This is a genomic window from Chthoniobacterales bacterium (assembly GCA_018883245.1).
In the GTDB taxonomy this organism is placed as follows: domain Bacteria; phylum Verrucomicrobiota; class Verrucomicrobiia; order Chthoniobacterales; family JACTMZ01; genus JACTMZ01.
Genome location: VEQL01000003.1, coordinates 139,504 through 156,568 on the forward strand (window position 1 = coordinate 139,504; position 17,065 = coordinate 156,568).

17 protein-coding genes are annotated in these 17,065 nt (G+C 62.2%); 15 read left to right on the forward strand and 2 right to left on the reverse strand.

From position 1 onward, the window contains the following. Positions 1–50: 50 nt before the first annotated feature. The 5 genes from FGM15_02085 to FGM15_02105 all read left to right on the forward strand — a co-directional run bounded on the left by FGM15_02085 (position 51) and on the right by FGM15_02105 (position 6,579). Positions 51–1,061: an agmatine deiminase family protein gene (locus tag FGM15_02085; protein ID MBU3664656.1), complete on the forward strand. Its 1,011-nt coding sequence runs from the start codon at positions 51–53 to the stop codon at positions 1,059–1,061. Positions 1,062–1,117: 56 nt separating this feature from the next. Further along, positions 1,118–1,567, forward strand: a complete 450-nt coding sequence (accB, locus tag FGM15_02090; protein ID MBU3664657.1) for an acetyl-CoA carboxylase biotin carboxyl carrier protein — start codon at positions 1,118–1,120, stop codon at positions 1,565–1,567. 28 nt (positions 1,568–1,595) lie between these two features. Then, positions 1,596–2,957 (forward strand): acetyl-CoA carboxylase biotin carboxylase subunit, encoded by a 1,362-nt coding sequence (accC, locus tag FGM15_02095; protein MBU3664658.1) that lies wholly within the window; start codon positions 1,596–1,598, stop codon positions 2,955–2,957. After that, complete coding sequence (gene thiE, locus FGM15_02100) at positions 2,954–3,577, forward strand: thiamine phosphate synthase (GenBank protein MBU3664659.1); 624 nt, start codon at positions 2,954–2,956, stop codon at positions 3,575–3,577. The genes accC and thiE overlap by 4 nt, the downstream gene beginning before the upstream one ends. 68 nt (positions 3,578–3,645) lie before the next feature. Continuing rightward, entirely contained in the window at positions 3,646–6,579 is a 2,934-nt protein-coding gene (locus FGM15_02105; GenBank protein MBU3664660.1) for a hypothetical protein, read from the forward strand. On the opposite strand, the gene FGM15_02110 is transcribed toward FGM15_02105, so the two are convergent. Then, positions 6,534–7,424 (reverse strand): ABC transporter permease, encoded by an 891-nt coding sequence (locus FGM15_02110; protein MBU3664661.1) that lies wholly within the window; start codon positions 7,422–7,424, stop codon positions 6,534–6,536. The two genes, FGM15_02105 and FGM15_02110, sit on opposite strands and share 46 nt — an antisense overlap. Then, on the reverse strand, positions 7,417–8,337 hold the full coding sequence (locus FGM15_02115) for an ABC transporter permease (protein ID MBU3664662.1): 921 nt from the start codon (positions 8,335–8,337) through the stop codon (positions 7,417–7,419). The genes FGM15_02110 and FGM15_02115 overlap by 8 nt, the downstream gene beginning before the upstream one ends. Positions 8,338–8,448: 111 nt before the next feature. On the opposite strand from FGM15_02115, the gene FGM15_02120 reads away from it, so the two are divergent. The 10 genes from FGM15_02120 to atpC all read left to right on the forward strand — a co-directional run. Then, positions 8,449–9,675: a DEAD/DEAH box helicase gene (locus FGM15_02120; GenBank protein MBU3664663.1), complete on the forward strand. Its 1,227-nt coding sequence runs from the start codon at positions 8,449–8,451 to the stop codon at positions 9,673–9,675. 46 nt (positions 9,676–9,721) lie between these two features. Beyond that, entirely contained in the window at positions 9,722–10,819 is a 1,098-nt protein-coding gene (locus FGM15_02125; protein ID MBU3664664.1) for a glycoside hydrolase family 3 protein, read from the forward strand. Between the two features lie 125 nt (positions 10,820–10,944). Continuing rightward, positions 10,945–11,847 (forward strand): F0F1 ATP synthase subunit A, encoded by a 903-nt coding sequence (atpB, locus tag FGM15_02130; protein MBU3664665.1) that lies wholly within the window; start codon positions 10,945–10,947, stop codon positions 11,845–11,847. A 69-nt stretch (positions 11,848–11,916) separates the two neighbouring features. Then, positions 11,917–12,159, forward strand: a complete 243-nt coding sequence (locus FGM15_02135) for an ATP synthase F0 subunit C (protein MBU3664666.1) — start codon at positions 11,917–11,919, stop codon at positions 12,157–12,159. Between the two features lie 52 nt (positions 12,160–12,211). Continuing rightward, complete coding sequence (gene atpF, locus FGM15_02140) at positions 12,212–12,721, forward strand: F0F1 ATP synthase subunit B (GenBank protein ID MBU3664667.1); 510 nt, start codon at positions 12,212–12,214, stop codon at positions 12,719–12,721. Beyond that, a complete protein-coding gene (locus FGM15_02145) occupies positions 12,718–13,104 on the forward strand; it encodes a F0F1 ATP synthase subunit delta (GenBank protein MBU3664668.1) in 387 nt (128 codons plus the stop codon). The genes atpF and FGM15_02145 overlap by 4 nt, the downstream gene beginning before the upstream one ends. A 22-nt stretch (positions 13,105–13,126) precedes the next feature. Continuing rightward, the gene (locus FGM15_02150; GenBank protein ID MBU3664669.1) at positions 13,127–14,659 is read left to right on the forward strand and encodes a F0F1 ATP synthase subunit alpha; all 1,533 of its coding nucleotides are present in this window, start codon (positions 13,127–13,129) and stop codon (positions 14,657–14,659) included. A gap of 3 nt (positions 14,660–14,662) precedes the next feature. Further along, positions 14,663–15,535, forward strand: a complete 873-nt coding sequence (gene atpG, locus FGM15_02155) for an ATP synthase F1 subunit gamma (GenBank protein MBU3664670.1) — start codon at positions 14,663–14,665, stop codon at positions 15,533–15,535. A gap of 13 nt (positions 15,536–15,548) precedes the next feature. Continuing rightward, positions 15,549–16,955, forward strand: coding sequence for a F0F1 ATP synthase subunit beta (atpD, locus tag FGM15_02160; protein MBU3664671.1), 1,407 nt, complete (start codon positions 15,549–15,551; stop codon positions 16,953–16,955). After that, a partial coding sequence (gene atpC / locus FGM15_02165; GenBank protein MBU3664672.1) for a F0F1 ATP synthase subunit epsilon occupies positions 16,956–17,065 on the forward strand: 110 nt, incomplete at its 3' end. It lies immediately after the preceding gene.

Genomic DNA, 17,065 nt, shown 5'->3' on the forward strand with positions numbered 1-17,065 from the left:
CGGTCGGAAAAGTAGCGGCCATGCCGATGCCAGCCGAAGAGGGATTCCGCATGCCCGCGGAGTGGGAGCCGCAAGAAGCCGTGTGGTTTTCCTGGCCGCGCCCGGACGGAATCAGTTTTCCGGGCGCCTACGCACCGATCCCCGCGGCGATGGGCGCGCTGATCCGCGCCGCGGCGGAGTTCGAACCGGTGCGGGTCAATGTGCGCGATGACGGCGAGGAGGCCATCGCGCGCCGGAATGTCGGGCCGAACGACCGGGTGGAGTATTTCCGTATCCCGACCGACGAGCCGTGGTGCCGCGACCATGGTCCGATTTTTCTCGTCAACGATGCGACGGGCGAGGTCGCGGTGGCGGATTTCGATTTCAACGCCTGGGGCGGGAAATACGGCGGGACGGAGCGCGATCGCAAGGTGCCCTCTTCGGTCGCGCGCCTTCTAGGCCTGCGCTGTTTCACCAACCCGATGGTGCTGGAGGGCGGTTCGATCGAGGTCAATGGCTCGGGTTCGTTGCTGACCACGCGCAGTTGCCTGCTCAATCCGAACCGCAATCCTTCCATGACGCCGCAGCAGGTCGAAGACAACCTGCGCGGGTGGCTCGGCGTCCGCAACATCCTCTGGCTCGGAGACGGCATCGAGGGCGACGACACGGACGGACACATCGACGACCTCACGCGATTCGCCGGCAAGTCGCGCGTTGTCACCGTGGTCGAGGACAACCCCGCCGATGCCAATCATGAGATTCTCGGCGAAAACCTGCGCGCGCTGCGGCAGTTGCGCGACGAGGATGGCGATCCGCTGGAAATCGTCACGCTGCCGATGCCGGCCAACCGGCTCGACTACGAGGGGCAGCGCCTGCCGGCCAGCTACGCGAATTTCCTCGTGCTCAACGGCGGCGTGCTCATGCCGTCTTTCCGCGATCCGCGTGATGACGAGGCGGCCGCGATTCTTGCCCCGGTTTTTCCCGGACGCAAAGTCGTCCCCGTGGATTGCCGGGATATCATCGTCGGTCTCGGCACCGTGCATTGCCTGAGCCAGCAGCAACCCGCGGCGCCGAGGTCTTGACTCGAAAACGGCGCGGACCCATCCTCCCAAATCCCATGAAAAGGAAGGAGCCCATCGTGGATATCAAAGAAATCAAGACACTCATCGATCTGATGAACAAAAACGGCCTCACGGCCTTCGAGATGGAAAAGGACGGATTCCGTATCTCGCTGGCCAAGGAGTCCGGCTTCGCCCCTGGCGTTGCCTACGCGGCCGCTCCGGTCGCTGTCCCCGCAGCAGCCTCCGCGCCGGGTTCGTCCGCGCCTGCGGCGGAAACGAAATCCGCGCCGGCCGGCAAAGAGATTGTCTCGCCCATGGTCGGCACCTTCTACCTTGCGCCTTCGCCGGAGTCGCCCCCGTTCGTCACGGTCGGCCAGGAAGTCACTCCCGACACCGTGGTCTGCATCATCGAGGCCATGAAAGTGATGAACGAGATCAAGGCCGAGCAGGCCGGGGTCATTACCGAAGTCGCGGCCGAGAACGGACAACCGGTGCAGTTCGGCCAGGCGTTGTTCCGCCTCAAATAACCGGCCCCTTGCGCCGGTCCGTCCTGCAATGATCAAGCGTCTCCTCATCGCGAACCGCGGCGAAATCGCGCTTCGCATCATTCGTGCATGCAAAGAATTGGGCATCCGCAGCATTGCGGTTTATTCCGAGGCTGACGTCCAGTCGCTGCATGTGCAGCTCGCGGACGAGGCGGTCTGCATCGGTCCCGCGCCCAGCCATCAGAGCTACCTCAAAATCGACCGCATCATCAGCGCGGCCGAGATCGCCGACGCCGATGCCATCCACCCGGGCTACGGTTTCCTCGCGGAAAACGCGCATTTCGCCGAGGTTTGCGCCAGCTGCAATATCAAGTTTGTCGGGCCGTCGCCCGAGGCGATCCGGCTCATGGGCGACAAAAACATGGCGCGCCAGCAGGCGGTCAAAGCCGGCGTGCCGGTCACGCCCGGCAGCGATGGGATCATCGAAAGCGAGGGCGAGGCCCTGCGCGTGGCGCGAAAGATCGGTTTTCCGGTGATGATCAAGGCGGTGGCCGGCGGTGGCGGTCGCGGCATGCGCGTGGCCCACAACGAAGTCACGCTGGTCAAGGGCTACCACAGCGCGCGCACCGAGGCGGAGAAGGCCTTCGGCAACCCGGCGGTTTACATCGAGAAATTCGTCCAGAACCCGCACCACATCGAATTCCAAGTGGTCGCCGACGGCAAGGGCAATGCCGTGCATCTCGGCGAACGCGATTGCTCCGTGCAGCGCCGAAACCAGAAGATCATCGAGGAGTGCCCGTCGCCGCTCATGACCAAAGAGCTGCGCAAAAAGATGGGTGACGCCTCGTTGCGTCTCGTCGAGGCCGTCGGCTACGAAAACGCCGGGACGATCGAATACCTCGTAGATGACGAAGGGAACTTCTATTTCATGGAGATGAACACGCGCATCCAGGTCGAGCACCCGATCACCGAGGAGGTTTACGGCGTGGACTTGGTGAAGCAGCAACTGCAGATCGCGTCCGGCGATCCCCTATCGCATCACGTGCTGCATGCCACGCCGCGCCACCATTCCATCGAATGCCGCATCAACGCCGAAGACCCGGAGAATAATTTCATGCCTTCGCCCGGAACGATCGAACTCTACTACGCGCCGGGCGGACGGGGTGTGCGCATCGACTCGCACGCCTACGCGGGTTACCCCATACCGCCCAACTACGATTCCATGATCGCCAAGCTTATCGTCCATGCCTCGACCCGCGACCAGGCCATCTCGCGCATGGAGCGCGCCTTGGGCGAATACATGATCACCGGCATCAAGACCACGATTCCATTCCAGCAGGAGATCATGCGGCACAAGGATTTCATCGCCGGAAAATACGACACGGGCTTCGTTGAAAAAATGCTGGCCCAGCGGTCCAAGCGCAAAAAGTGAAACCGCTGGCCGCGGCCCGTCTCTACGGGATCGTCGATCTGGGATATGTTGCCGCAGACCAAGCTGCCGTAGTCGCGGAGAAGCTCATCGTCGGCGGTGTCGATGTCCTTCAGTTGCGAGCGAAAGAACTCGCGGTAGGCGAGGTGGCGCGCCTGGCGGTCGCCATTCATCGCATCACGGCCGCGGCAGGCGTTCCGCTAATCATCAACGACTATCCGGAGTTGCTGCGCGAAGTGCCGGCCGAGGGTGTGCATGTCGGACAGGATGACATGGCGGTGGAGGACGCCCGTGCAGCCGCAGGTCGACCGGTGATTGTGGGAAAATCGACCCACAGCATCACCCAAGCTTGTGCCGCTGCGGGCGAGGGTGCCGACTACATCGGGTTCGGCCCGCTTTTCGCAACGCCGACCAAACCCGGACGTCCGGCCATCGGTCTTGGCGAAATTGCCGCGACGCACGAAAAAGTCTCGATTCCCGTCTTCTGTATCGGGGGCATCAAGTTGTCGAACTTGGGGGACGTAGCCGCCGCCGGCGCGCAACGCGTGGTCATTGTTTCGGGTTGGTTGCAGGCGGACGACATTGCCGCTGCCGTGCGCGAATCGCGCGCCCTGTTGGGATAGACGTCTTGCGCCGGGTGCTGCGGGACGCTCCCTTGACCGGCGGACTTTCTGCATCTTTATTTGGGCGCATGTTCCATGCGCCCCGACGTTGGCTTGCGGCGCTTCTTATTACGGTTGTTCCCGTTGCGCCCGGTCGCTCGCAGCCGGCGACTAATGCCTTCTATGCCGCGCCGATCGTCGGTGGCCAAGCGGAGTGGGTTGTTTTCGCCAACGATGTGGTCGGTTGGCGTCCATTCGCGAACGCCGGATTTTTCGGGTCGAGCACCGTAATCGCCAACATCGAGGCCGGTTTGATCTGGCCCGGGCACGAGGTCTTCATCCGCCCGCCCGGTTCGACCAACGGCTTTGCCGCATTCCAAAACACGAATGCGCTCAACGAATACGACTTCCACGCGACCATGGTCGGGCACGTTCTTGCGGGAAGCGGCTACAATGGCAGCGGCTACACCTTTACCGGCCTCGGCATGGCTCCGCAGGCGTCGGTTGTCTCGGCGGGCATTGCCACGGATTTTTCCACGAACAATGTGGGATCATTCGAAACCAGCTACGGGTCGGTAGTCACCGCTTACAAAGCTCTTTTCACCGGAACCGGTGGTTCCGTGCGGGCAGACGTCATCAACAGCAGTTGGGGCGGATATGATCCCTCGGCGGAATCCCTCGAAGCCCTCGCATTGGACGGCCTTGCGGCGCAAAACCCGAACACGAGCTTTGTTGTCTCCGCGGGGAATTCGGACGTGTCACCCGTCGGTTGGCCGGCATCCGGGTTCAACAACATCGGCGTTGGCTCGGTTGGCAGCCCGAATTTTCTCGTGCCTTCGGCATTCAGTTCGCGCGGGCTTGACGATTTCTACAATCCGGTCACGGGCCTGACGGTCGTGGACGCGCGCGTCGGAGTGGATGTCTCCGCCCCGGGCGAAGTTCTTTACCTTGCCGCGTATCTCGGAGACTCGGGCGGAATCGGAGCGGGGGCGCCGTCTCTGGTGCAGCAACCGCCGCCGACGAATCTTTATTTTTACAACATGGACGGCACGAGCTTTGCCGCACCGGTGGTCGCAGGCGGTATCGCGGTTCTCAAAGACGTGGCGAATCGCGATGCGATGGTGAACCTCGTTGGCATCACCAACGCGCAGGATTCGCGGGTGGTGAAATCCGTGGTCATGGCCGGGGCGATCGAGACCGTCGGCTGGAACAACGCGCAGTCGCGCGGGACAAACGGCGCCATGTCAACCGCCATGGGTCTCGATCCGGCGACGGGTGCGGGGAGCCTCGATCTCGGGCGTTCGTCCGATGCCTATTTCTTCGGCACGCGGGATATCGGCGGATCGGGTGGCGGAGTGATTGCCGACGCTGGATGGGATTTCGGCTCGGTCGGCCTTCATGGAACGAACGACTACCAGTTTGGTGCGGCTTTTTCGCAGGATGTCGAGTTGACCGTCTCGCTTAATTGGTTTGCCGGTCGTGCGTTCGATATGGACACAAACCTCGGCGGCAATCTCAGCTTTGCCGACCTCAATCTTGAAGTCTGGGAGGTGTCCGGGGGTTCTTTGAGCGCGCTGGTCGGGAGATCGGCGACCCTCTACAACAATTCGGAGTATCTGCGCCTCGATCTGTCGGGCGGCAAAACCTACGGATTGCGTGTCACGTTTGACGGAATGGTTTTCGACCAGACCCCGGGTGTCACATCCGAGTCTTACGGGCTGTCTTGGATTGCTGCGCCGTATGACACACTTTACTGGAATGCGGGATCGACCAATGCAGGTCTGTGGAACGGGCTCGCAGCCAATTGGAATACCTCGCCTCCGGGCATCAGTGGCACGGCGGAATCCATAACCAAGGGACTCGATCAGCTGGTAATTTCCTCGGGAACCAACAATTCGGCAACCGTGACTGTCTCGGGCTCGCAGTTGGCGCGCGGCCTGGTCCTGCAGGACGGTATGGTGAGTTTGGCCGGCACGAACAGCGGCTCCATTTATCTGCAAACCGGCGGGATTACGGCGGCTGCCGGGATCAGTGGCAATTCGGCATTGCAATCATCGGTATCGCTTGTGTTGTCGGGCGATCAAAGCTGGCAAAATTCATCAGCCTATAATCTTCAAGTGGGCAGCGCGGTGTCGGGAACGGGTGACGTTTCTATCAAAGCAGAATCCGGCGGATCGATCGTCATATCGGGGCCGCTCAATCAGCTCGGGAGTATCGTGAACAACGGATCCGGCACCGCGACCAATACGGTCTCCGGGCTCATCGGCGCGAATGTCACCGGTGTGACGCAGGATAGCGCCACGAGCAAATTGGTGATCGGCGCGGGCATCCACAGCTACACGGGCATCACAACCGTGGCCGAAGGCAACCTGGTGGTCTCGGGGGACATTTCCTCGAGCACCCTGACATCCGTCCAAGCCGGTGGCGTGCTGTCGGGTTCGGGAACGGTCGGAAATACGGTCATCCTCGCCGGCGGGACCGGAAGTCCGGGAAACTCGCCGGGGACAATGACCATCGATGGAAATTTTGCGTGGCTCGGCGGGGGCAATTACAACTGGCAGATCCACGACGTTCTTGGCGCCGCGGGGCAGCCTGTCGGATGGGATCTTTACAACGTCAGCGGCGTCCTTGACTTGAGTGCGCTGACCCTCGGCAGCCGTTTTAACATCAATCTTTGGTCGCTCTCGGATACCGGGCCGGACGTCAGTGGTGATGCCGACAATTTCGATTATTCGCGCAACTACGCGTGGACCATCGTTGCAACAACCATGGGTGTCACCGGCTTCGATGCCTCTTACTTCAACATCAACACCGGCGCCGCGAACGGCACCGCGGGATTTTCCAACGGTCTGCTCGGCGGCGGCTTCAGCTTGCGGGTTGATGGCAACAACCTGCAGCTCGTGTTCAACACCGCCGTGCCCGAGCCGGGAACTTGGGCCGCGGCTGCCGTCCTTCTCGCCTCGGCGTTGGTCGTGCGTTACCGGCGCGGGTCGAGCGTGTCGCGGAGGCGGTCGCCAAGATAGTTGAGCGCAAGCAAGGTGGCGGACATCGTCGCCGCGGGGAAAAAGATCAGCCACCAATAGACTTTGAGCGGATTGATCGCCTGCGCGCCCTCGCTGAGCAGCGATCCCCAGCTCGCCTGCGGCGGCTGGATCCCCAAGCCGAGGAAGCTGAGGAACGATTCGTCCAAGATTACCGCGGGGACGGTGAGCGTGAGATAAACGATGATGATCGGCAGGATGTTCGGGAGCAGATGGCGCAGAATGATCATCGCGTGGGACTGACCGAGCACGCGCGCGGCGTGGACGAACGGCCGCTCTTTGAGCGATAGCACCTGCCCGCGCACGATGCGCGCCATGGTGAGCCATTCGATGAGCCCGAGCGTGGCCACGAGGATGACGATGCGCGAGTAGCTCACCAGCCACGGCCAATCCATGCGCGAGGCGAAGTTGCGAAGGTGGCCGTCGAAGGCATTGATGAAAATGAGGATGAAGATGAGCCGCGGCACCGAATACATGATGTCCACAAGGCGCATCATCACGCTGTCCGTTTTGCCTCCCGCATACCCCGCGATCAAACCGTAGGCCGTGCCGAGGAACAGGCTCACCGCCGCGCCGGCCAGACCGACGACCAGCGAGATGCGCGCCCCGAGCAAAACGCGGTAGAACAAATCGCGTCCGTTGAGATCCGTGCCGAACGGATGCGCCCACGAGGGCGGTGCGTATTGCAACGGCCCCGGCTCCCGGTAGCTGTCCGGGAAAAGCTCCGGCCCGACCGCTGCCGCCATTGCAACGACAACGAGGATCCCAAGGGAAATCCGCGCGGCAGGGCGACGCAGGATTTTGGTCGCGGCGCCCGGCTCAAGCATCGACGCGGATGCGCCGGTCGAGCAGCGCGTAGCTGGCATCGACCAGCAGATTGAAGACGATGAGCAGGGAGCAATAAACGATCACCACGCCGCCGAGGAGGAATCCGTCGCGGTTGAGGATCGAATGCACGAAAAAGCCGCCCGCCCCGGGAATGTTGAACACGGTCTCCACCACGATCGAGCCGGTGAGCAGATGCGCGGCGAGGGGGCCGAGATACGTGACCACCGGCAGAATGGCCACACGCAGGGCGTGTTTGTAGATGACCGTGCGGTCCGGCAGACCTTTGGCCCGCGCCGTGCGGACAAAGTCCTGGTTGAGCACTTCGAGCAGGCTCGTGCGCATGAGCCGTGCGACGACCGCGGCGAAAGGCAGGGCGAGCGTGATGGCGGGAAGAACGATTTGCGCCGGCTCGCCCCATCCGCCGACAGGCAGCCAGCGCAGCCACAGGCCGAAGATCAGGACAAGCACCGGTCCGGCCACGAACATCGGAAGCGAAAGCCCGAGCAGGGCCGCAGCCATCGCCAACCGGTCGGCCGGCGTATCGCGGCGCACGGCGGCGAATGTGCCGAGCCAAATGCCGAACGTCGTCGCCAGCACGAAGGCGATGCCGCCCAGGGCAAAAGTGACCGGAAGCGTCTGCCCGAGGATTTCGTTCACGCTGCGGTTGCGGTATTTGGTGGAAAGCCTCAGGTCGCCGCGCGCCACGTCCGCGATGTATTCCGTGAACTGCGTCCAGAGCGGGCCGTCGAGTTTGTATTTGGCCAGCAATTGCGCCTCGATCGCCGGCGGAATCTTGCGCTCGCGATCGAACGGTCCTCCCGGCGCCAGACGAATGAGGAAAAAAGTGAGCGTCACGACGCAAAACAGGACAAAAAGCAGCGCAGGCAGCCGCCGGACGATGAGCTTCAGCACGCGGGCAGGGTAGGAAAGCGGACGCGCGTGGAAAAGCACAACCGCAGTCCGTGCCCCGCGCGGGACGCGGATTGACAAAACCGTCGTGCGGCCCGACTGTCCGCGCTTCTCATGCCTTTTACCAAGCTTGGATTGTCCAAGCCACTTCTCGAAGGCGTCCGGGCGATGGGCTACGGGGAACCGACCCCCATCCAGCTTCGGGCGATCCCTCCGGCCCTCGAAGGCCGGGATGTCATAGCATCCGCCCAGACCGGCACGGGTAAAACTGCCGCGTTCGCTCTTCCCGCACTGCAAAAGCTGAAATCACACGGCAGCCTGCGTTGCCTTGTGCTCGAGCCGACCCGCGAGCTTGCCATGCAGGTCGAAACCTCGATGCGCGATCTGGCGCGGTTCACAAATTTGAAAGTCGGCTCGGTCTTCGGCGGCGTGGGTTACGGCGCGCAGCGCACCGCCTTGCGCCAAGGTCTCGACGTGCTGGTGGCCACCCCGGGAAGGCTGGAGGACCATCTGCAGCAGGGGACAGTGCGGCTCGATGACATCGAGGTGCTCGTTCTCGACGAGGTGGACCGCATGCTCGACGTCGGATTCCTCCCGCCGATGAAGCGCATCATCGGCAAGTGTCCGGAGAGCCGACAGACGCTTTTTTTCTCGGCCACTTTGCCTCCCGAAATCGTGCAACTGGCCGCGTGGGCCTTGCGCGACCCGGTGCGCATCGAAATCGGCGCGTCACGCTCGGTCGCCTCCATGGTGAAGCACGGCGTCTATGTCACCGACCACGGCGGCAAGTTCGGACTGCTTCTCGCGCTTCTCGCGGCGACAGACTGCACCAGCGTCCTTGTTTTTTCGCGCACCAAGCACGGTGCGGACCGCATCGCGAAGCGTCTGCGGGCAAACAACTATTCGGTAGCCGTGCTTCATGCCAACCGTTCGCAGAACCAGCGCATCGAGGCGCTCGAGGGATTCAAGTCCGGCCGATACGGGGTTATGGTGGCGACGGACATCGCGGCGCGCGGCATCGACGTGGCCGGCGTGAGCCATGTCATCAATTACGACATCCCGCAGCACCCGGAGGATTACGTGCACCGCATCGGGCGCACGGGTCGGGCCCGGCAGACGGGCGACGCGTTCACCCTTGTGGCGCATGACGAGATAAAGAAACTCGCCGCGATCGAGAGGTTCATCGGACAGAAGATCGAGCGGCTCAAGCTCGAGGGGCAAAACATTCCAAAACACGGGGAGGAAGCTTTGCAAACCCGGCGCCCGAAGCCCGAGCCTCGCCTGGACGGGCGTCCGGCATTCCGCCGCCGCCGTCGAAGGTTCGGCCGCCGCCAGGCGTAGTTTTTTCCCATCGACTTGGCGGGCGCATTCTGGTTTTCACCTGCGCATGTCGAACGACGTCGGACAACTTTTGCTGGTCGGGGTGCCGGGTGCGGAATTGGATTCGGAAACCGCGGCTATGCTGCGGCGCGTGCAGCCCGGAGGTTTCATCCTTTTCGGGCGCAACATCAAATCGCCCGAGCAGTTGCGCAAACTGATCGACGACCTGCGGGATTTGTCCGAGGTCGAACCGGTGATCACGATCGACCAGGAAGGGGGCCGCGTGTCGCGGTTGCGGTTGATCGGCGAGGAGCCCCCCAACGCGCGGCAACTTCGGGACAAGGGCGACCCGGCGCTCGTGAGGCGGCACGGGGAGCTGACGGCGAAACTCCTGCGCTTGTTCGGTTTCAACCTCGATCTTTGCCCGGTGCTCGACATCTCGTTCGATGACGAAGCGGACAACTCCCTGCGCGGCCGTTGCTACGGGAAGACCGCAGGGCAGGTGATCGCACTGGCGGGGGAATTCAACAACGCACTGCGCGGCGGCGGCGTCCTAAGCTGCGGCAAACATTTCCCCGGCTACACCATGGCGGTGGAGGATCCGCACCATTCGTTCCCGATGATCGATCGCGAGCGCGCGGCGATGGAAGCCAATGAGCTGGCGGTGTTCCGTCATTTCGCGCCTCTCGTGGACAGCATGATGATCGGTCATATCCACTACGGGTGCCTGGACGGCGAGCTGCGGCCCGCGTCGATGTCGCCGGCGGTGATCGAGGGTCTGCTGCGCGGCGAGATGGGATTCCGCGGATTGGTGATGACCGACGACCTCGACATGGGCGCGATTTTGAACACGACGACATTCGACGACATGCTCGCGCTGGGATTGGCCGCGGGGAACGACCTGCTCATGATCTGCCACCGCGTGGACATGCTCGCCCAAGCCCGCGCGGTCTTGGAAAGGCAACCGGCCCCGGCGCTCGCACCCGCACTGCGGCGCGTGTCGGAGTTCAAATCGAAGATGGCCCCGCCGACAGCCTTTTCCCGGGCGGAGTTCGACGCAATCAACCGCGATATTTGGGATCTGCGGGTCGCCACGCTCGGGGAGGAGAGGGCACACCAGAGAAGTGTCGAGGATGGAAAGCGTTCGCCGGTCGAGCTTTATTGAGAACGCCGGGGTTGGCCGCCTGCAGTCATCAATCACAAAATTTTTTCCGGCTTGAGTTCACGGATAAGCCTGGCTTATAAGACGCGTTCTGCCGCGAGTTCGCGCTTGCGGCTTTTTTAACGCCCATGACTTTGTCCTTTCTGCCCGTCGCATCAGCCGCCTTGGCTGCGGAGAGCTTGCCGCTCGAAATTCTCGGCGGGCTCGACTGGCTGACAAACTCGATCTTGGTCGCTCTCATTGTCGTTGGCATCGTCCTGTGGTTTGCGCGCCGTGCAACGAAAGAGGTCAAACTGATCCCGGACGGCCCGCAGAATGCCTTCGAGGCGATTGTGGAGACGCTTTATGACACTCTGGAGGAAATTGTCGGCCCCAAGATGGTCTCCAAAGTTTTCTCCCTCCTGGCCACGCTCTTCATCTTCATCCTTACGGCCAATTGGTTTGGGCTGCTCCCCGGAGTGGGTTCGATCGGCTTCGGCACCAAGACGGGTTTCCTGACTTTGTCCGAGGTCAAGGAGCCTTTGCTGCGCCCGGCCACGGCCGACCTGAACATGACCCTCGCGATGGCCCTCATTTTCATGGTGCTCTGGCTTTACTGGTCCATCCAGGAAATGGGTGTCGGCGGGTTTCTCAAGCACATGTTCGGCGTGAAAGGCGGCCTCAAAGGCGTCATGGCCGTTGCGCTGGCGCCGATTTTTTTCATGGTCGGCGTCATTGAGGTCGTGTCGATCGCGTTCCGCCCCGTTTCCCTCTCGCTGCGTCTTTTTGGCAACGTTTTCGCCGGCGAAACCCTTCTGGCCACCATGCTCACGCTGGGCAAGACGTTGGGCATGCCGCCGATCGTCGCTTATGTCATGAGCGTGATCATCCCGATCCCCTTTTATTTCCTCGAGCTGCTCGTCGGCTTGCTGCAGGCCATGGTCTTCACCCTCCTTTGCGCGGTTTACGTGCAGCTGTCCACCTCGCACGACGAGGATGAGCACGGCGAGGAGCACCATGGCGAAGCCCACGGGGCGCCGCATGCCGCATGAAAATTTCCCGCCGGGACCATGCCATGAGCGTGGACGGCTCGGAACAAACAAAACACAAAAGACAAAACCATGATCATCCCACTCATCGCAGAAGCCGCCGCCACCGCGGGCGGCATCACGGGTAGTTTCACCCTCGGCATAGCCGGGGCCGGCGCCGCCGTTGGCATCGGTCTGATCGGAGCCAAGGCTGTCGAGGCCGTCGGACGCAACCCCGGCGCCTTCGGCAAAGTGATGACCCTCGGCATCATCGGCATGGCGTTGGCGGAAGCTATCGCCATTTACGCCCTGATCCGCGCCTTCGCGGGCCAGTAAGTCTCAACGGTTGCGGTCGCTGCGGCGGCCGCAACCCCTTTTTCCAAAAACAATGAATGTTATCACCGACCTGTTGAGCAACTTCGGCGTCACGTGGCCGAAGTTCATCGCCCAGTGCATTCTGTTCGTCTTTGTTTACTGGGTGCTCAACAAATACGCGTTCGGACCGATCGTGAACGTCCTGGCCGAGCGTCGCCGCCGCATCGCCGAGGCGCAGGACAACGCGGAAAAGGTCAAGCAGCAGCTGGCCGACGCGCAGAAGCGCTACAACGAAGTTCTGGCCAAGGCCGACGCGGAAGCGAAAGCACTCATCGACGAGGCCCGCGCAAGTGCCGAGGCCGTTCGCGAAAAACGCGTGCAGGAAGCGATCGCCGAAGCCGAGGGTGTCATCCGGAAAGCCCACGAATCCATCGAACAGGACCGCCGCAAGATGGAAGCCGAAGTCAAAACTGCCATGGTCGGCCTCGTCGCCGCCACGACCTCGAAAGTCACCGGCAAAATTCTCACGTCCGACGACCAGAAACGTCTCAACGACGAGACAATCAAGGAGATCGCGGCATGACATCACCCCGCGAGGCCCGCAAAAACGCCCGTTCGCTTTTCCGCAGCTGCCTGGTCAACGGCAAGCTCGACGCTTCGCGCGTCCGCGCCGTGACCGACGCGCTCGCGGCGGACAAGCCGCGCGGCTACCTCGCGATCCTGCAATCTTTCGTGCGCCTTGTGCGCCTTGAACTCGATCGCCGCCATGCGGTGATCGAGAGCGCGGCGCCGCTCGCCGAATCCGAAATGAACCGACTCCGCGTCGATCTCTCGCGCACACACGGCGACGACCTCACCTTCGACACCGTCGTGCGCCCCGAGCTGATCGGCGGACTGCGCGTTCGTGTCGGCAGCGACGTGTGGGACGGCAGCGTCCGCGCGCGCCTCGAAGCCCTGCCTGTTTGAACCAATTCAAAAAACCAAGCCCATGAGCACACTTGTCAAAGAAATCGAAGCAAAGATAGCCGGACTCCAATCCGGCGCCGCCCGCACCAACACCGGCACGGTCCGCGAAGTCGGCGACGGCATCGCCCGTGTCGAGGGTTTGAGCAACGTCATGCTCAACGAAATGGTGGAATTTCCCGGTGGTGTCTTCGGCCTCGCCCTCAACCTCGAGGAAAACGAAGTCGGCGTCATCCTCCTCGGCGACTACGGCCACATCAAAGAGGGTGACGAGGTCAAAACGACCGGAAGGCTTCTCTCCATTCCCGTGGGCAAAGGCCTGCTCGGACGTGTGGTCAACACGCTCGGAGAACCGATCGACGGCAAAGGGCCGATCACCGCGACGGCGTATTATCCGCTGGAAAAAATCGCCCCCGGCATCATCAAGCGCCGCCCCGTGACCCAGCCGGTGCAGACCGGCATCATGGCGATCGATGCAATGATCCCGATCGGTCGCGGTCAGCGCGAGCTGATCATCGGCGACCGCGCCACCGGCAAGACAACCGTGGCGATCGACACTATCATCAGTCAGGCTCGCCTCAACAAACAGGGCGAAGCCTCCGGTGACAAAGATTTCCGCCCCCTTTACTCGATCTACGTCGCGGTGGGGCAGAAAAACGCCAACATCGCGCGCGTCATTTCCACCCTCGAGAAGGAAGGCGCCATGCCTTACACGATTGTCGTTGTGGCTTCGGCCTCGGACGATGCGGCCAGCCAATATCTCGCGCCGTTTGCCGGCGCGTCCATCGGCGAATGGTTCATGGACAACGGCATGGATGCGTTGATCGTTTATGACGATCTTTCCAAGCAGGCCGTGGCTTACCGCCAGATTTCGTTGCTGCTGAAGCGTCCGTCCGGACGCGAAGCCTATCCCGGCGACGTGTTCTACCTCCACTCGCGCCTGCTCGAGCGCGCGGCGCGCCTCAGCGAACAGGCGGGCGGGGGATCGCTCACTGCGTTGCCGATCATCGAAACGCAGGCCGGCGACGTTTCGGCCTACATTCCGACCAACGTCATTTCGATCACCGACGGGCAGATCTACCTTGAAGGCGACCTTTTCTACCAGGGCATCCGTCCCGCCATCAACGTGGGTCTCTCGGTCAGCCGCGTCGGTTCCGCCGCGCAGATCAAGGCGATGAAGCAAGTCGCGGGCAAGATCAAGGGCGAGCTGGCGCAGTTCCGCGAAATGGCCGCCTTCGCGCAGTTCGGTTCCGACCTCGACGACAAAACCAAAGCGTTGCTCGAGCGCGGACGCCGCATCGTCGAACTCTTCAAGCAGCAGCAATACCAGCCGCTGCCGGTCGAGATGCAGGCGGCCGTGCTCTACGCCATGCAGCAGGGCTACATGGACAAAGCCGAAGTGGAGAAGATCAAGGACTTCCAAGCGAAGCTTCAGGAATTCCTCGAGACCCGCAAAGGCGCGCTCCTCGACAAGATCCGCGAGAAGAAGGCGATCGACGAATCCTTGGGCGCGGAACTCAAGGCGGCGCTCGACGAGTTTTCCCAATTTTACAAGTAAGCCATGGGCAACAACACACGGGAAATCCGCCGCCGGATCAAATCGGTCCGAAACACGGCGCAGATCACCAAGGCGATGCAAATGATCGCCGCGGCGAAGATGCGCAAGGCGCAGCAGCGCGCCTTGGATGCCCGTCCCTACGCCCAGATGCTCAACCGCGTGCTTGTTTCGCTGAGCAAGCACACCGAGGACGAACTTCATCCGCTGCTGCAGGCGCGTCCGGTCAAGCACACGCTGGTCTATGTCGTTGCCACGGACAAGGGTCTTTGCGGCGGTCTCAACACGAACCTGTTCCGCGAATTGCAGCAGTTCGACCCCGCCACGACGAGTTTCATCGCCACGGGCAAAAAAGCGGCCGACTTCCTTGCCCGCAGCAAGCGCCAGCTCCTGGCGGATTTTCCCATGCGCGACACGCCCGAATACGCCGAGGTCAAGCCGGTGGCGCGGTTTGTCATCGAGAAATTCCTCGCCGGCGAGTGCGACAAAGTCGTCGTCCTTTACACCGATTTCATCAACACGCTCACGCAGATCCCTTCCGCGCACGAGATCCTTCCCATCACGTCTTTCCACATGGGCGGCAAGCCGGTGGAGGAAGCCTCGTCCGAGGAGGACGCCATGTCGTCCTTCAAGTTCGAGCCTTCACCGCAGGAAGTGCTCGACGCGCTGTTGCCGTTCTACGTCGGCAACGAACTCTACGCCATGATCCTCAACGCCCGCGCTTCCGAGCAGAGCGCGCGCATGGTGGCCATGAAGAACGCCACCGACAACGCCAAGTCCCTCATCAAAGACCTCACCCTCGAATACAACAAAATCCGCCAGGCCGCGATCACCACGGAGATCCTCGAGATTTCCACGGCACAGATCGCCATGGGCTAAACCAATCCAAGTTATGAGCAATACCGGTAAAATCGTGCAAGTCATCGGCCCCGTCGTGGACGTCGATTTCAGCGCAGGCAAACTCCCGAAAATCTACGACGCTCTGGAAACCACCGCCGACGTCAACGGCGACAAATCCAAGGTAGTCCTCGAAGTGCAACAGGATCTTGGCGAAGGCTGGGTCCGCACCGTGGCCATGTCCAGCACCGAGGGGCTCCGCCGCGGCGGCGAGGTGCGCGACACCGGCGCCCCGATTTCCGTCCCGGTGGGCGACGCCGTCCTCGGTCGCATCTTCAACGTCTCCGGCGACCCGGTGGACGAATCCGGTCCGGTCGTGACCGAGAAAAAATATCCCATCCACCGCAACGCCCCGGCCCTGGTCGAGCAGGACACGCAGGCGCAGATCCTCGAGACCGGCATCAAGGTCATCGACCTCATTTGCCCGTTCACCAAGGGCGGCAAGAGCGGCGCGTTCGGCGGCGCCGGCGTCGGCAAGACGGTCGTCATCATGGAGCTCATCAACAACATCGCCAAAGGCCACGGCGGTTACTCGGTGTTCGCCGGGGTGGGTGAGCGCACGCGCGAGGGCAATGACCTTTTCAATGAAATGTGCGAGGCCGGCATCATCGACAAGAAGGACATGTCCAAGTCGAAGGTTGCCCTTGTTTACGGCCAGATGAACGAGCCCCCGGGCGCGCGTCTCCGCGTCGCGCTCACCGCCTTGGCCATGGCCGAATATTTCCGCGACGAGAAGAACCAGGACGTTCTGCTGTTCATCGACAACATTTTCCGCTTCTCGCAGGCCGGTTCGGAAGTGTCCGCCTTGCTCGGACGCACGCCGTCCGCCGTGGGTTACCAGCCGACGCTCGCCGCCGAGATGGGCAACCTGCAGGAACGCATCACCTCGACCAAGAAGGGTTCGATCACGTCGCTGCAGGCCGTTTATGTTCCGGCGGACGACTTGACCGACCCCGCGCCGGCCACGACCTTTGCGCACCTCGACTCGACCATCGTGCTCGAGCGTTCCATCGCCGAGTTGGGCATTTATCCCGCGGTCGATCCTCTCGCCTCGACATCCAAGGCGCTTGCGCCCGAGATCGTCGGCAAGGAGCACTACGAAGTGGCCCGCGGCGTCCAGCGCGTGCTGCAGCGCTACAAGGACCTGCAGGACATCATCGCCATTCTCGGCATGGACGAACTCAGTCCCGAGGACAAGCAGACTGTGTATCGCGCCCGCAAGATCCAGCGCTTCCTCAGCCAGCCGTTCCATGTGGCCGAGGTCTTCACCGGAACGAAGGGCGAATACGTCAAGACGGAGGAGACCGTCCGCGGCTTCAAAGAAATCCTCGAGGGTAAACTCGACGACGTGCCCGAGCAGAACTTCTACATGAAGGGCGGCATCGAGACCGTGCGCAAATAAGTGGCGGCCAAAATCCATTTCGAGATTGTTTCGCCCGCGGGGGTCTCCCGTTCGGGCGAGGTGGACATGGTCGTGTTGCCCACCACGACCGGAGAAATCGGCGTGCTGCC

Bases quoted from the DNA above. Each gene is read 5' to 3' on its own strand.
- atpG (MBU3664670.1), top strand. From the start codon at position 14,663: ATGGGCAACAACACACGGGAAATCCGCCGCCGGATCAAATCGGTCCGA.
- FGM15_02110 (MBU3664661.1), bottom strand. From the start codon at position 7,424: ATGCTTGAGCCGGGCGCCGCGACCAAAATCCTGCGTCGCCCTGCCGCG.
- FGM15_02105 (MBU3664660.1), top strand. From the start codon at position 3,646: ATGTTCCATGCGCCCCGACGTTGGCTTGCGGCGCTTCTTATTACGGTT.
- atpB (MBU3664665.1), top strand. From the start codon at position 10,945: ATGACTTTGTCCTTTCTGCCCGTCGCATCAGCCGCCTTGGCTGCGGAG.
- accC (MBU3664658.1), top strand. From the start codon at position 1,596: ATGATCAAGCGTCTCCTCATCGCGAACCGCGGCGAAATCGCGCTTCGC.
- atpD (MBU3664671.1), top strand. From the start codon at position 15,549: ATGAGCAATACCGGTAAAATCGTGCAAGTCATCGGCCCCGTCGTGGAC.
- FGM15_02145 (MBU3664668.1), top strand. From the start codon at position 12,718: ATGACATCACCCCGCGAGGCCCGCAAAAACGCCCGTTCGCTTTTCCGC.
- FGM15_02150 (MBU3664669.1), top strand. From the start codon at position 13,127: ATGAGCACACTTGTCAAAGAAATCGAAGCAAAGATAGCCGGACTCCAA.
- FGM15_02120 (MBU3664663.1), top strand. From the start codon at position 8,449: ATGCCTTTTACCAAGCTTGGATTGTCCAAGCCACTTCTCGAAGGCGTC.
- FGM15_02085 (MBU3664656.1), top strand. From the start codon at position 51: ATGCCCGCGGAGTGGGAGCCGCAAGAAGCCGTGTGGTTTTCCTGGCCG.
- FGM15_02135 (MBU3664666.1), top strand. From the start codon at position 11,917: ATGATCATCCCACTCATCGCAGAAGCCGCCGCCACCGCGGGCGGCATC.
- atpF (MBU3664667.1), top strand. From the start codon at position 12,212: ATGAATGTTATCACCGACCTGTTGAGCAACTTCGGCGTCACGTGGCCG.
- FGM15_02125 (MBU3664664.1), top strand. From the start codon at position 9,722: ATGTCGAACGACGTCGGACAACTTTTGCTGGTCGGGGTGCCGGGTGCG.